Genomic DNA, 13,793 nt, shown 5'->3' on the forward strand with positions numbered 1-13,793 from the left:
ATAAAAATAAGTAAAATATAAATATACAAAAATGTCAACAAAAGATTTAAAATTCGCGATTATTTCCGATGTTCATGACAATTTAGCAAATCTAAATAAAGTTTTAGATTATTGTGATAACAAAAAAATAAAAATTTTAATCTGTTGCGGGGATCTTGCTAATATGGAGACTTGGGAATATTTGAAAAGCAAATTTAAAGGAAAGATTTATTTTGTTTTTGGAAATATGGACGAAGATTATTTTAAAAGCGAGGCGCAGAAAAAAAATTTGCAAGAAGCAAACCCAGATGTAAAAATTTTTTATAAAATAGGGGAGTTTGAAATAGAAAATTTTAAAATAGCCATTACGCATTTTCCAGATATTGCCAATGATTTGGCAAAAACAAAAAAATATGATTTAGTATTTTTCGGGCATACTCATAAGCCAACATTAGAAAAACAAAATAATACTCTGCTTCTGAACCCGGGAAATATTGCTAATTTATATTACGCGCCAAGTTTCGCAATATTTGATATTGAAAAAAACAAGCCAGAGCTGATATTACTGAATGAATTATAAACAGCGCAAAATCTTGGCAAAATCTATTTTTTTAATAGTCTTTGTTGATATCTTTTTGTCAATCAAAAAGTAAAATTAATCAAATAATAAATCTATTTTGAACACAAAAGGAGGAGGTTATGGATTTAAAAGAAATAGCTGAACTATTGGAAGTAGGAAAAACAACAGTTAACTTTGTCTTAAAAGGAAAATGAGCAATTCCTTTTTTAACAACCCCAAAGGAAGCTATGGGGCTATATAATAGTTGCCCTAGTTCAATGAAATCTGCTATAATTAAAATTTTATCCAAGATGTAGAATAGGGTGATTGACGCTATTTCAAGCCGAAGGCAATTTGTCTTCGGCTTTTATTTTTTTGACACAAAAACAAAAAATATTTATAATCAAAGTATATTAAATATTCAAATAAAAATTTTAAATTTTTGACGCCCCAAATATTGACTTTTATAGCCTTAAAGCTACAATATAAAATGTAAGATATGATAGAGTTATTTATACTTTTTGAAAAATTTTTTTTGGTTGTCACGCTATATATAATTACAAATCAACTAAGGTTCTAGATTCTGGATAAATGATTTTCTAAAATGACAAAAAGTGTAAACAACGCTCTTGGCTCTTATATATAAAATAATAAAATAAATTTTATGAAAAACAATTTTTTTGAAAAAATACAATTAGAAGAAACGGAAAAAGAATTTTCCAGTGATCGTTGTTTAGAGCAGGCAATAACTTATATCAGTGATTTTAAAAAATTTTATGAAAGCGATTTTGTAAAAGAAACCTCTATGGAAAAATATGGATTTTCAAAACAAGAGCAAGAAAAAATATTAGGACTGGCAGAAAAATTAAAAAGTAATATACTTGATGAATATGAAAATAATGAAAAATTATTAGTGTCAGGAGATTCTCAATTCAAACATTTAGCTGGAAATTCTACAATGGTTTTTGCTGGCGGGCAGGCAAGGCGTTATGAAAGTGGAAAAACAATTTCCGAAGAATTCAGAAAAAAGATAAAAAATCAAATAGAACTTTTAAATTATTATATTCAAGAATTAGTTGAAAATAAAGAATTATTGCAAGACGAATTAACGCTTAAAAACGGGCATTTGCAAAAATTTTCTAAATATTTTTCCAGTGAAGTAGTTTCTGAGTCGCCAAAAAGAATTTTAGTTTTTAAATTTTTTCGCGATTTAGAAAAACAAGGAATCCTCAAAAAAAACTTTTCTCATCGTTTAGAAGAAATAGATGAAGAAACCAAAATAAAAAATTTTTTAGACATTAAAAAATTAGAGCAAGAAGGATTAATTTTAGTAAAAGAAAACGATGATGAAATATATAAATATGTTTAACTTTGTATGACAGCAGAAGAACTTAGAAAAAAATATATAAAATTTTTTAAAGAAAAAGGGCATCAAGAAATTGCGTCAGCTTCATTGGTGCCAGAAAATGACCCAACAACACTTTTTATAACTGCCGGAATGCATCCTTTGGTTCCGTATTTAATGGGCGAAAAACATCCAAAAGGAAAACGACTTGTGAGTGTTCAAAAATGTGTCAGAACAGTAGATATAGAAGATGTTGGAGATAGCACGCATAATACTTTTTTTGAAATGCTTGGAAACTGGTCGCTTGGAGATTATTTTAAACAAGATTCAATTAAATGGAGCTGGGAATTTTTAACAGATAAAAAATGGCTTAATATTTCTCCTGAAAAAATAAAAGTGACAGTTTTTGAGGGCGATAAAGATGCTTCGCGTGATGATGAATCAGTAAAAATTTGGCAAAAATGTTTTAAAAAATCAAAAATTTCTTTTGAAGTTTATGACAATAAAAAAAAGAATAATAAAACCGCGCGAATTTTTCCTTTGCCTAAAAAAGATAATTGGTGGGGGCCGGCTGGGGAAACAGGTCCGTGTGGTCCTGACACAGAGATTTTTATTGATTTAGGCAAGCCAGTAAATTTTGAAAAATGTCCAAATAACAATAATTGTAAACCTGGCTGTAATTGTGGAAGATATATTGAGATATGGAATAATGTTTTTATGGAATATAACAGAAAATTCAAAATTCCAAATTCCGAATTCCAAATAAATTCAAAATCTCAAATTCAAAATAATAAAAAATATAAGTATATTGCTTTGTCGCAAAAAAATGTGGATACAGGGATGGGATTAGAAAGAACTTTGGCAATTTTGAACGGGTTTGATAATGTTTATGAAATAGAATTGTTTAAGCTGATTATTCAAAAAATTGAACATTTAACAATAAGGACATTAATGCATTTTGAAACAGAAGAAAAAGAAGAATATGAAAATAGTGGAACTAAATATAAAGACAACCCAAAAGCTTTTAGAATAATAGCTGATCATATAAGAACATCCGTGTTTATGATTTCCGATGGTGTGATACCGTCTAATCTTGGAAGAGGATATGTTTTAAGGCGTTTAATTAGACGAGCTATTCGTTATGCTAAAATGATTAAAATAGAAGAATCACATTTTACTTTTTTAATTGCGAAAGAAATAATAAAAATATACAAAGATGTATATCCAGAGTTAGAAAAAAATAGAGATTTTATTCAAGACTGTTTAGTAAAAGAAGAACATAAATTTTGTCAAACTTTAGAAAGAGGATTAAAAGAATTAAAAAAAATTTATGGAACGGTTATTAGAGGTGTAGATCCTGAAAATTTGTCAAAAGATATGGTTATACAAAATAATATAATGCGTGCTGACGGCAAAAAAATTTTTCATATTTATGAGACTTATGGGTTTCCAATTGAGATGTCGCAGGAAATTATGAAAGAATGGGGAATAGCATTTGACGAAGAAACAATTGAAGAAGCAAAAAAAGCATTTAAAGAACATCAAGAACTTTCTCGCACTGCTTCAGTAGGGATGTTTAAAGGCGGATTGGCAGACGCCGGGGAACAAGCAACTAAATATCACACAGCAACACATCTGCTTTTGGGATCTTTGCGAAGAATTTTAGGAAATCATATTTATCAAAAAGGAAGCAATATCAACGCTGACAGATTAAGATTTGATTTTTCGCATTCGGAAAAATTAAGTGAAGATGAAAAACAAAAGATTGAATATTTGGTAAATAAACAAATACAAAAAAAATTGCCTATCAATAGTGAAGAAATGAGTTTAGAAAAAGCGAAACAGCTTGGAGCAATAGGAGTTTTTGATTCTAAATATGGAGATAAGGTAAAGGTTTATACAATAGGCAACCCAGACAATGTTTTTAGCAGAGAAATTTGCAACGGACCTCATGTAAAAAATACTTCTGAATTAGGGAAATTTAAAATAAGGAAAGAACAATCTTCGAGCGCCGGAGTCAGAAGGATAAAAGCTATTTTAGAATAAAAATATTAAGCGCTCGTAGCTCAACTGGATAGAGCGTCTGGCTTCGGACCAGAAGGTTGTGGGTTCAAGTCCTACCGAGCGCGCATAAAACAAAAAATCCCTAAATAGGGATTTTTTGTTTTTTACAATTTTTTTGTAAAAAATAAAATTTTATTTTTTAAGAGCGTCCTTCAAATTTTTGCCTGCTTTAAATTTTGGCACAACAGTTGCCTTAATTTGAATTGTTTCGCCAGTCTGAGGATTTCTCCCTGTCCTTGCTGCTCTTTGTTTAGCGGAAAAAGTTCCAAAGCCTGTTAAAGCCACTTCTCCTCCAGCTTTTAATGTGTCAATTACAATGTCAGTAAAAGAGTCAACAAAATTTTCAGCATCTTTTTTACTAGCTTCTGTTTTATCAGCAACAGCTGAAATTAGTTCTGATTTGTTCATTTATATTCACCCCCTTTCTATATTCACTTTAACATTTTAGCAATATAACACATAAACAATTTATAATTCTAATGCCATTTTTGTTAAAATGTTTTAATAAATTATTTTATCTCAGATGTTTTTATTAACGGGCATATTCTAACACGCGTGTTTCTCTGATTATATTGACTCTTATCTCGCCGGGATATTTTAGTTCTTTTTCTATTTCTTTAGCAATATTTTTAGCTAATTTATGCGCTTGGAGATCGCTTATTTCTTCGGAATTTACAAAAACTCTTATTTCCCTGCCTGCCTGAATCGCGTAGACTTTATCAACTCCGTCAAAGTTTTTAGCTATGCCTTCAAGCTCTTCTAATCTTTGAAGATATTCTTCGTAAGTGTCTTTTCTTGCTCCTTGGCGAGATCCAGAAATTGAGTCAGCAACCTTTACAATTATCGCTTCTAATGTTGGGGGGTGATCATCGTGATGAGTGAGAATTGGTATTATGATTTCTTCTGGCAGTTTAAATTTTTTAGCAATGTCTCTGCCAATTTCAGGATGCGTGCCTTGTATTTCTTGGTCTACTGCTTTTCCAATATCATGCAGTAAACCAGCTTTTTTAGCCACAACAGAATCAGCGCCAAGTTCTTCGGCTAATATAGCAGATAGTTGAGCTACTTCCACGCTATGTCTTAATACATTTTGCCCATAGCTTGTGCGATATTTTAATCTGCCTAAAATTTGAACCAACTTTGGATCCAAACCAGCGACTCCTGTTTCATAAACAGCGTCTTCGCCTGCTTTCTTAATATCAATTGATAATTCTTTTTTAGCGGAAACAATGGCTTCTTCGATCCTTCCAGGGTGTATTCTTCCATCTTTAATTAATTTTTCTATCGCAATTTTCGCGACATTTCTTCTAATTGGGCTAAATCCTGATATTATTAAAGTTTCTGGTGTATCATCTATTATAATCTCCACGCCTGTTAGTTGTTCAATAGATTTGATATTTCTTCCTTCTCTGCCAATAATTCTGCCTTTCATTTCATCGTTTGGCAACGGCACTGATGTTGTTGTTGTTTCAGCAGTATGTGAAGAAACACATCGTTCAATAGCTGAAATTAAAACCTCTTTAGCTTTCTTGTCAACTTCTTCTGATGATTCTTTTTCAACTTTTCTAATTCTTGTAATAAGATTTTCTTCTGCTTCTTTTTCTATTAAATCAAGCAAAATATCTTTTGCTTTGGTTTTTGTTATTGTAGCTATTTTTTCTAATTTTTTAATTTGATTTTCGCGAATTTTTTTTATTTCTTCTTTTATTTTCGCAATATGATACGCTTCTTTTTGAATTCCTTTTTTCTTATTTTCAATTTCCAGAATTTTTTTGTCAAAAGCTTCCTCTCTATTTTCTAATCTAGATCTCATTCTTGATAGTTCGCGACGTCTTGAATATTCTTCTTGCTTTGCCTCATCAATAACTTTTATTGACTTGTCTCTTGCTGACAAAAGAACTTCCCTTGCTTTTTCTTTTGCATTAGAAACCAGGTCAGTTGATTTTTTTTCAGCGTCATCAGCTTGTTTTATCGCGACTGTTTTTCTCAGTAAATACCCCACCGCTATGCCAGAAAATATCCCGATAGTTAAAAATAATACTTCCATCATATTTTTTGATTTTTCAAAAAACTATCAACACAATTTTTGCTTTTAAGCTAACTTTTTATTTTTAAACTTAATTCTAACGCAAATAAAAAAACTATTTATAAAGTATTCAAATTTTTAGTAAAATTAAGTTTTATTTTTTTTATATCCATTTTTTTATTTTGTAGATACTATGCTCTTCAGTATTGAGTTGATTAGCTGTCTGAAATTATTTAATAATTTAAAATTTTATTTTTTTATATTAAAAATATAAAAAAATAAAATTTTAAGTTATTTATTTCACAATTTTATCAATAATTCCATATTTTAACGCTTCTTCCGAAGACATATAATAATCCCTGTCCGTGTCTTTTTCAATTTTTGGGAGATTTTGTCCTGTATGTTTTACTAAAATTTTATCTAATTTTTCTTTTAATTTTAAAATATATTCCGCTCTGATTTTAATATCTGACGCTTGCCCCTCAGCTCCGCCCATTATTTGATGGATCATAATGCTTGAATTTGGCAAAGCAAATCTTTTATTTTTAGCGCCAGCAGACAAAAGCAATGCTGCCATTGAAGCAGCGTTTCCAATGCAGATAGTGGAAATATTTGATTTTACGTATTGCATTGTGTCGTAAATCGCCAAGCCGGCAGTTACAGATCCGCCATTACTGTTGATGTAAAGTTTAATATCTTTATTTTTATTTTCACTTTCTAAAAATAGAAGTTGAGCGATGATTGTATTCGCGACAACATCATTAATTACTGAACCCAAAAAAATTATTCTGTCTTTTAAAAGACGTGAATAAATATCATAAGCTCTTTCGCCAAAATGTGTTTTTTCAATAACTGTTGGAATTAAATGCATAAAATAAAAAATTTTTATTTTTTTTCATATTCTCACTATTTAGCTGTTTAGTCAAGTATTTTTATAATAATTAAACAATTTTCCATCCATAAGCTGTTTTTTTGATACATCCGTTTATTGTAAAGCCAGCAGCTTTTTTATGTCCGCCTCCGTTAAAAAAAATTGCGAAATAAGAAAGATTAATATTTTCTTTTGTTGTTCTTAGGCTAATTTTTACGCTATTTTCCTGCTCTTTTAAAACCATAACAAAGTCTAAGTTTTTTAAATTATTAAAAAAATTTACCAGATCTTCAACTTTTTCAATAAAACCGTTTTTTTCAGCGTTTTTGATTTCGTTTTTATGAATAACAGTATGGGCAAAATTATATTGTTTATTTTCTTTTATTCTTTCAAAGGATTTACCCCAAAATTTTAAAGTGTCTATTTTTTTGTTTTTGTGATTATTACGATTAAATTTGGCGATATTCGCGCCTTTTTCCAATAAATATGACGATATAGCAAATGCGTCTGAAGATGTGCCTTTGTTAGAAAAGTTATCAGTGTCTGTTAAAATTCCAAGTAATAGTGCTGACGCAGTGTCTTTGTCTATTTCAAAATTAACTGTCTGAAAAAATTTAGTTAATATTTCGGTTGTTGAAGAAGCATTGCTGTTAACTAAATTAATATCTCCAAAATTATTATTTGATATGTGATGGTCAATATTAATAATTTTTAAACCAGTTATTGCCTTGTCTAATCCTGTCCTGGCCAAATCTCCAGAGTCTAATGTTATTAACGCGTCAAAATTTGCATTGCTAATATTTTTTATGTCAACACTGGTAAAATTTAAAAAAGGCATATTTTTATAATTATTTTCGCCTTCTATATAAATTTTATAATTTTTGCCTTGGCTTTCTAAATATTTAGTTATAGCAAAAATAGAGCCTAAAGCGTCGCCGTCAGGTTTTTGATGCGCTGTAACAAGAATTTTTTTAGCTGACTGGATAGCTAATTTTATTTTTTTATATTTTATCTTTAACATAATTTTTTTCATCCTCTATCGCGAATCTAATCAGTGGAGAATGTTTTAAAGAAAGCCTTTTGCAAATCAAATGCTTAAAATAACTTGTTCTTTTGTTTAATAAAGTTAAAACTTTCCCGCTAAATCTGCCCGGCAAAACTGAAATACAAATTTTTGCCTCTTTGCAATTTTTTAAAGTTTCAACTTTAATAACGGTAACTAAACATCCTTTTGGAAAATCAATATTTTTTAGCATTATATCGCCGAGTTCTTTTCTAATTTGTTCATCCATTTGTAAATGTCTGTAATCTGTTTGCATATTAGGCTTTTGGAATTATTTCTTCCTTTTTGTAAATAATTATTTTATCATCTTTTTTAATAATTGGATCGCCAGCAAAAAGCATTCCAAACTCTTGTCCGTCTTCAACAAAAGAAACTTCTTGCCTTCCTGATTGCAAGCTTTCAATTTTTCCAATTCCTATTTTTTCGTTGTCGCGCCAAATTTCTGCTTTATCTGTTTTTTCAGCTTTTCCTTTCAAAATTTTGCCGCCGATTATCATTGATTTTTTGTCTGTTTTAAAAATTTCAACAACAGATAATTGAGCTATTTCTTTTTCTATAGTTTCTACGCCAATCATTTCTTTTACAATTTTATTAACATAATCCAACAAACCGTATATAACCTGAAACAATTCTATGCTGATATTTTTTTCTTTTGCCATTAAATCTGCTTCTGCCGCGGTTTTAATATTAAATCCAAGCAAAATTGTTTTGCTATTTTTTTGTTGATTATTAATAATTCCTTCCATTTGTAAAATATCAGACTCTGTAATATTTCCCAATCCTTTATTAATAATTTTTATTTTTACTTTTCCTGATTCTATTTTTTCTAAACTTTCCATTATTACTTCTGTTGACCCCAAAACATCAGATTTTAAAAGAATATTCAGAGAATTTTCCCTGTTTTTTTCGTCTTCTTGATTTTGGCTGTGAGCAAATTGTTTTGTATCCACGCCAGTTTTTTGCGTTTTTTTAATTTTTCCTCTTTTATCTACGACTTCCAAAATATCGCCAACCTGCGATAAATTTTTGATCCCGGATATCCTTACGGGAGTTGACGGAACAGCTTTTTCAATTTCATTTCCATTGCAGTCTTTCATTATTCTTATTTTTCCAGAAAATTGCTTATTAATGTTAATAAGATCTCCTTTATTTAATTTTCCCTTTTGGATTAATATTGTCATTATTCCTCCTTCGCCTTTATCTAGGCAAGATTCAATAACAGTGCCGACTGCTTTTCCGTTATAATCAACATTTAATCTTTCTTTGTCAATATCAATTGTTAAAAGCAGCATATCAAGCAGTTCATTTATCCCTATCTTATTTTTTGCGGAAATAGGGACACAAACAGCTTTGCCTCCCCAATCTTCCGTAACCACATTATGCGTTGAAAGCTCTTTTTTAACCTTATCTATATTTGCTTCTTTTTTATCAATTTTATTTATTGCGACAACAAAAGGAATTTTTGATTTCTCAATGATTTTTATCGCTTCTATTGTTTGCGGTTTTACTCCATCGTCAGCCGCCACAACTAAAATAGCGATATCAGCAATACTAGCGCCGCGAGATCTCATTGCCGTAAAAGCTTCATGCCCTGGAGTGTCAATAAAAGTAACTAAACGATTATTTTTTTTAATTTGGTATGCTCCGATATGCTGGGTAATTCCGCCAGCTTCTTTGTCAACTATGTTAGTTTTTCTAATTGCGTCTAAAAGTTTTGTTTTTCCATGGTCAACATGTCCCATCACGACTACAACAGGCGGTCTTTCTTTAATATGATCGTCATTTTTATTCTTTTTTAATAAATTAACAAGATATTCTTCTCTATTTAAATCATAGTTTTTTTTATCCATTTCTATTTTTTTTGTTTTAGCTCCTAAATCCATAGCAATTATAGCGGCTGTGTCATAATCAATTTTTTCATTAAGCGAAATAAAAATTCCGTTTTTCATTAAAATTTCCATAAGCTTATTAACTGGGATTGAAAGGAGAAACGAAAAATCCTTTACTGTTATAAAAGGCGGTATTTCTATTTCTTTATCTTGAAAATCTATTTTTTCTTCTTTTTCTTTTTTAATCTCTTCTTCAGCGATTATTTTTTTATATTGGATTAATATTCTATTCCAATCATTTAAAACCCTTTTAGCTGTTTGCTTGTCAATTTTGATGGCTTTTGCTCCAATATCAATACCAACCGCGGAAAGAATTTTACGCAGTTCTTGAGGCGATATTCTTAATTTTCTCGCTAACTCAGAAATATTCATAGATTAAAATTAATATTTAATATTATTTAGCCTACTATAAATTATTGAATTAGTCAATAAAAACCGCTTTAACACTTGAATATACAAAGACTTTAGCGCGCCAATGCTTTAACATTTAAACATACAAATTTTAATACGCGAATGTTTAGCCTTTTTAAATTGTTGTGAAATTACAACGACCGCAAGTTTTTTACAACAATTCAATTTTTTTTAAAAAAATAGAAATTTAAAAATTTTAGTTGTTAATATTTTTTGGATTTTTTTTTGTTGTATTTTAATAATTTTTTATTATAATACAAATAAGTTTTGATTGCTTTAAAATTAGAACATTTAATTTTCAATCTTCGCTCAGGATTATAATATATTTGATTTTTTTGTTCTAATTATTTTATTATAATTTTATGTATTCATAATCCTTGCTAATTATTTTGAATTACGAAATAATATTATTTCATAGTTCCCCTCTTTGAAAAAGAGGGGTAAGGGGAGATTTTTAAATAAAAATCAATAATAAATCCCCCTTGCTCCCCCTTTTTCAAAGGGGGAAACCTGCTTTCAATGAATTTCGTAATTCAAAATAATTACATATTTACTATAAAATATTGTTTATTTTGAATAAAATAATTAACTAATTCAGATATAACTTGTTGTGTGAAATAATTTTTTTCTCTTTTTTAAATTTTTATTTATTGGTCTTTTTTAATAAGGAAAATTTTAATTTTTTTTATTTATTTTAAAAGGGGTATAAGGAGTGTTTTTTCCGCTATGCTACGAAAACGATTTATTTTAATTTTTTATTGATGTATAATTATAATAACTTTAAACCATATTTATGACAAAAAATACTTTGGATAAAAAAGAGGCAATAAGATCATTGGTGCATACAGCAGTTGAAGCATACGCAGAGGGTTTTCAAGCACGACACGAGGGAGAAGTTGATAATCCAAACGGAACAATCAACATGAAAATTCATAATGTTTTTATTGCAGCGCTTGGAGAGGATATACAATATTATTCATCTCTTGTTCGTTCCCTTGATAGTTCACTTGGGAATATGCTTGAAAAATTAGCGATAAATATTGCTGGTTTTTCATACGAGGTTAATAAACGAGTCGAAGGTCTTTTGGGGGTTGAACAAACAAGAGGTGTTGCTGAATTACTGGAAAAATACAAAAGACGAGAAATAACACCGCCAACAACAGAGGATTATCAATTTTTAAGAGTAAACCCAAAAGACAAATCGCTAAAAACCAAAAGGCATGAAAGCGATTATTATTTAATTGATAAGGATACGAAAGACAGTTATTTGATTGAATTAAAAATTGGAGGCGATTTAGATAACAAAAAAGCAAGATCTGAAAAGGAGGCTCTGCTGGAACAGTTTGCTATTCTCTCAAACACACTACCAAAAACTAAAAAAATAATATTATATTTCGCAACAGCGTATAATCGTTATGGCGAGGGGAAAGAATGGAAGCAAGAAAGAGTACGCCAATTTTTTGCTGATGATGAATTGCTTATTGGAAAAGATTTTTGGGATTTTGTTTGCAAAATGGATAATGGATACGATATTGTTCTTGATACATATAAAGATGCAATCAAAAAGTTAAAGTATAAAAAGATTAGAAATGATTTTTCAATTTTTAAAAACTTTAACAATCTTCCTTATTTTTTAAAAAATAAATTTGAACAAATTTATTAATATTTATGACTAAAGTTGAAGCGATAAAAAAAGTTCTTGAGGATAATGGAGGTATTGCGACATGGGAAATTATCTACAACGAGATTGAAAAATATTATCCAGAAGCGAAAAAATCTAAAGAATGGTCAGCTGGTATTCGTGGTGTTTTATATAGAGAAATTAAAAATAATAAGAATTTTAAAAAGATTAACGAGGGGACATTTTCTATTGCTGATTATGATGAAACTAAACTTGCATTGTCGCCAAAAGACTTAATAACTACAAAAGATATACTAACTGCAATCCGCATAGGGCAAAGTCAATTTAGAAAAAAACTTATTACTTCGTTAAAAAAATGCCCGATTACTGGAATTGATGATACCCGTATTCTAACTGCCAGTCATATTAAACCATGGACACAAGCAACAAATCACGAACGATTAGATGTTTGCAACGGATTTTTGTTTAGCCCGACATTTGATAGGCTCTTCGATAGGGGAATTATAAGTTTTTCAAATGACAAACAATTGTTGGTATCTAAAAGTTTTTCAGAAAAAAATCTTTTAAGGCTCAATTTAAAACATCATCAGATAATTGAAAATTTACCAATTATTGGAAGAGAAGAATATTTGGAATATCATCGTGACAAGATATTTCTTCATAACTAACTCAAATATATGACAACAAAAATTGCTATTTTTCAAAAAAAAGAAATTCGCAAAACTATTTATAAAAATGAGTGGTGGTTTTCAGTCGCTGATGTGATTGAAGCACTTACAGATACGGTTGATGTTAGGGATTATATAAAAAAGATGAGAAAACGGGATAAGGAATTAAATTCCTACTGGGGGACAAATTGTCCCCCACTTGAAATGATCGCTAAAGATGGCAAAAAAAGGAAAATAATCAGCGCTAATACTGAGGGTCTTTTTCGTGTTATCCAATCAATTCCGTCGCCAAAAGCCGAGCCATTTAAACGTTGGTTGGCGAAAGTTGGTTATGAACGAATACAGGAAATAGAAGATCCTGAATTGGCAACAAAACGAACAAGAGCTATTTATAAAGCAAAAGGTTATTCGGACGCTTGGATTAAAAAACGAATGCGTGGAATTGAAGTTAGAGAAACTTTAACAAATGAATGGAAAAATCGTGGCGTGAAAAAAGAGCAAGAATATGCGATTTTAACAGCTGAAATTTCTAAAGCAACTTTTGGAATGACGCCGAGCGAATATCAAAAGTTTAAAGGATTAAAACGAGAAAACTTACGAGATCATATGAATGATTTAGAATTGATTTTTACCATGCTTGGTGAAGCGTCAACAACGGAAATCGCGAAAAATAAAAATACGCAAGGATTTGTCGAAAATCAAACAGCGGCTAAAGATGGTGGCGCCATTGCGGGAGATGCTCGAAAAAAACTTGAACTTAAAAGCGGTAAAAAAATTTCAACAAACAAAAATTATTTACCAAAGATAGAGGATAAAAAAAGATTGAATTAGAATAGTGGGTTTTGAATAATGTAATGTTGGTAAAAATTGACGCTATGCCTAATTTTAACGGCAGAAGATTTACGAATAACCATGAAACGCTAATTTGGGCGGTAAAAAATAAAAATTGCAAAAATTATACTTTTAATAACGAATTTTTGAAGCAAATGAATGGCGGACAGCAAATGAAAGACACGGATTGGGTGTTTAAAATTTGTCGCGGAGCAGAAAGATTAAAAGATGAAAACGGCATAAAAGCTCACCCCACGCAAAAACCGCTTAAACTTATTCAGCAAGTTTTGTTAGCGGCAAGCAAAAAAGACGATATTGTTTTAGATCCATTTTTGGGAAGCGGTACTACCGCTTTCGTTGCCAAAGCGCTTGGCAGAAATTGGATAGGAATTGAGAAAGAAAAAAAATATGTTGATTTAGCAGACAGTAGGTTGAGACAATAATT

The 13,793-nt window shown here is 30.0% G+C and carries 13 protein-coding genes and 1 tRNA gene; 8 read left to right on the plus strand and 6 right to left on the minus strand.

Annotated elements, in window-relative coordinates; genetic code table 11:
* Positions 1 to 31 precede the first annotated feature (31 nt).
* From U9O55_00645 to U9O55_00660, 4 genes are all read left to right on the plus strand, one after another.
* The gene (locus tag U9O55_00645) at positions 32 to 559 is read left to right on the plus strand and encodes a YfcE family phosphodiesterase (GenBank protein MEA2088337.1); all 528 of its coding nucleotides are present in this window, start codon (positions 32 to 34) and stop codon (positions 557 to 559) included.
* Positions 560 to 1,202: 643 nt separating this feature from the next.
* On the plus strand, positions 1,203 to 1,907 hold the full coding sequence (locus U9O55_00650; GenBank protein MEA2088338.1) for a hypothetical protein: 705 nt from the start codon (positions 1,203 to 1,205) through the stop codon (positions 1,905 to 1,907).
* Positions 1,908 to 1,913: 6 nt separating this feature from the next.
* Positions 1,914 to 3,929: an alanine--tRNA ligase gene (locus U9O55_00655; GenBank protein MEA2088339.1), complete on the plus strand. Its 2,016-nt coding sequence runs from the start codon at positions 1,914 to 1,916 to the stop codon at positions 3,927 to 3,929.
* A 9-nt stretch (positions 3,930 to 3,938) separates the two neighbouring features.
* A tRNA-Arg gene (locus tag U9O55_00660) sits at positions 3,939 to 4,012 on the plus strand.
* 67 nt (positions 4,013 to 4,079) lie between these two features.
* On the opposite strand, the gene U9O55_00665 is transcribed toward U9O55_00660, so the two are convergent.
* From U9O55_00665 to infB, 6 genes are all read right to left on the minus strand, one after another.
* The gene (locus tag U9O55_00665; protein ID MEA2088340.1) at positions 4,080 to 4,355 is read right to left on the minus strand and encodes an HU family DNA-binding protein; all 276 of its coding nucleotides are present in this window, start codon (positions 4,353 to 4,355) and stop codon (positions 4,080 to 4,082) included.
* Positions 4,356 to 4,479: 124 nt separating this feature from the next.
* Positions 4,480 to 5,997: a ribonuclease Y gene (gene rny, locus U9O55_00670; protein ID MEA2088341.1), complete on the minus strand. Its 1,518-nt coding sequence runs from the start codon at positions 5,995 to 5,997 to the stop codon at positions 4,480 to 4,482.
* A gap of 271 nt (positions 5,998 to 6,268) precedes the next feature.
* A complete protein-coding gene (gene clpP / locus U9O55_00675; protein ID MEA2088342.1) occupies positions 6,269 to 6,844 on the minus strand; it encodes an ATP-dependent Clp endopeptidase proteolytic subunit ClpP in 576 nt (191 codons plus the stop codon).
* 70 nt (positions 6,845 to 6,914) lie between these two features.
* Positions 6,915 to 7,865, minus strand: a complete 951-nt coding sequence (locus U9O55_00680; GenBank protein MEA2088343.1) for a bifunctional oligoribonuclease/PAP phosphatase NrnA — start codon at positions 7,863 to 7,865, stop codon at positions 6,915 to 6,917.
* Positions 7,846 to 8,163: a ribosome-binding factor A gene (locus U9O55_00685; protein ID MEA2088344.1), complete on the minus strand. Its 318-nt coding sequence runs from the start codon at positions 8,161 to 8,163 to the stop codon at positions 7,846 to 7,848. The genes U9O55_00680 and U9O55_00685 overlap by 20 nt, the downstream gene beginning before the upstream one ends.
* Before the next feature lies 1 nt (position 8,164).
* Positions 8,165 to 10,168 (minus strand): translation initiation factor IF-2, encoded by a 2,004-nt coding sequence (gene infB, locus U9O55_00690; GenBank protein ID MEA2088345.1) that lies wholly within the window; start codon positions 10,166 to 10,168, stop codon positions 8,165 to 8,167.
* Between the two features lie 832 nt (positions 10,169 to 11,000).
* On the opposite strand from infB, the gene U9O55_00695 reads away from it, so the two are divergent.
* The 4 genes from U9O55_00695 to U9O55_00710 are packed head-to-tail and all read left to right on the plus strand — an operon-like array spanning position 11,001 to position 13,791.
* Positions 11,001 to 11,870 (plus strand): TdeIII family type II restriction endonuclease, encoded by an 870-nt coding sequence (locus U9O55_00695; GenBank protein MEA2088346.1) that lies wholly within the window; start codon positions 11,001 to 11,003, stop codon positions 11,868 to 11,870.
* Between the two features lie 5 nt (positions 11,871 to 11,875).
* Complete coding sequence (locus U9O55_00700) at positions 11,876 to 12,517, plus strand: HNH endonuclease (GenBank protein ID MEA2088347.1); 642 nt, start codon at positions 11,876 to 11,878, stop codon at positions 12,515 to 12,517.
* Positions 12,518 to 12,526: 9 nt separating this feature from the next.
* Positions 12,527 to 13,348: a Bro-N domain-containing protein gene (locus U9O55_00705; GenBank protein MEA2088348.1), complete on the plus strand. Its 822-nt coding sequence runs from the start codon at positions 12,527 to 12,529 to the stop codon at positions 13,346 to 13,348.
* An 11-nt stretch (positions 13,349 to 13,359) separates the two neighbouring features.
* A complete protein-coding gene (locus U9O55_00710; GenBank protein ID MEA2088349.1) occupies positions 13,360 to 13,791 on the plus strand; it encodes a site-specific DNA-methyltransferase in 432 nt (143 codons plus the stop codon).
* The last annotated feature ends 2 nt before the right edge of the window (positions 13,792 to 13,793 follow it).

It is taken from the genome of Patescibacteria group bacterium (genome assembly GCA_034660655.1).
GTDB lineage: Bacteria > Patescibacteriota > Patescibacteriia > JAACEG01 > JAACEG01 > JAACEG01.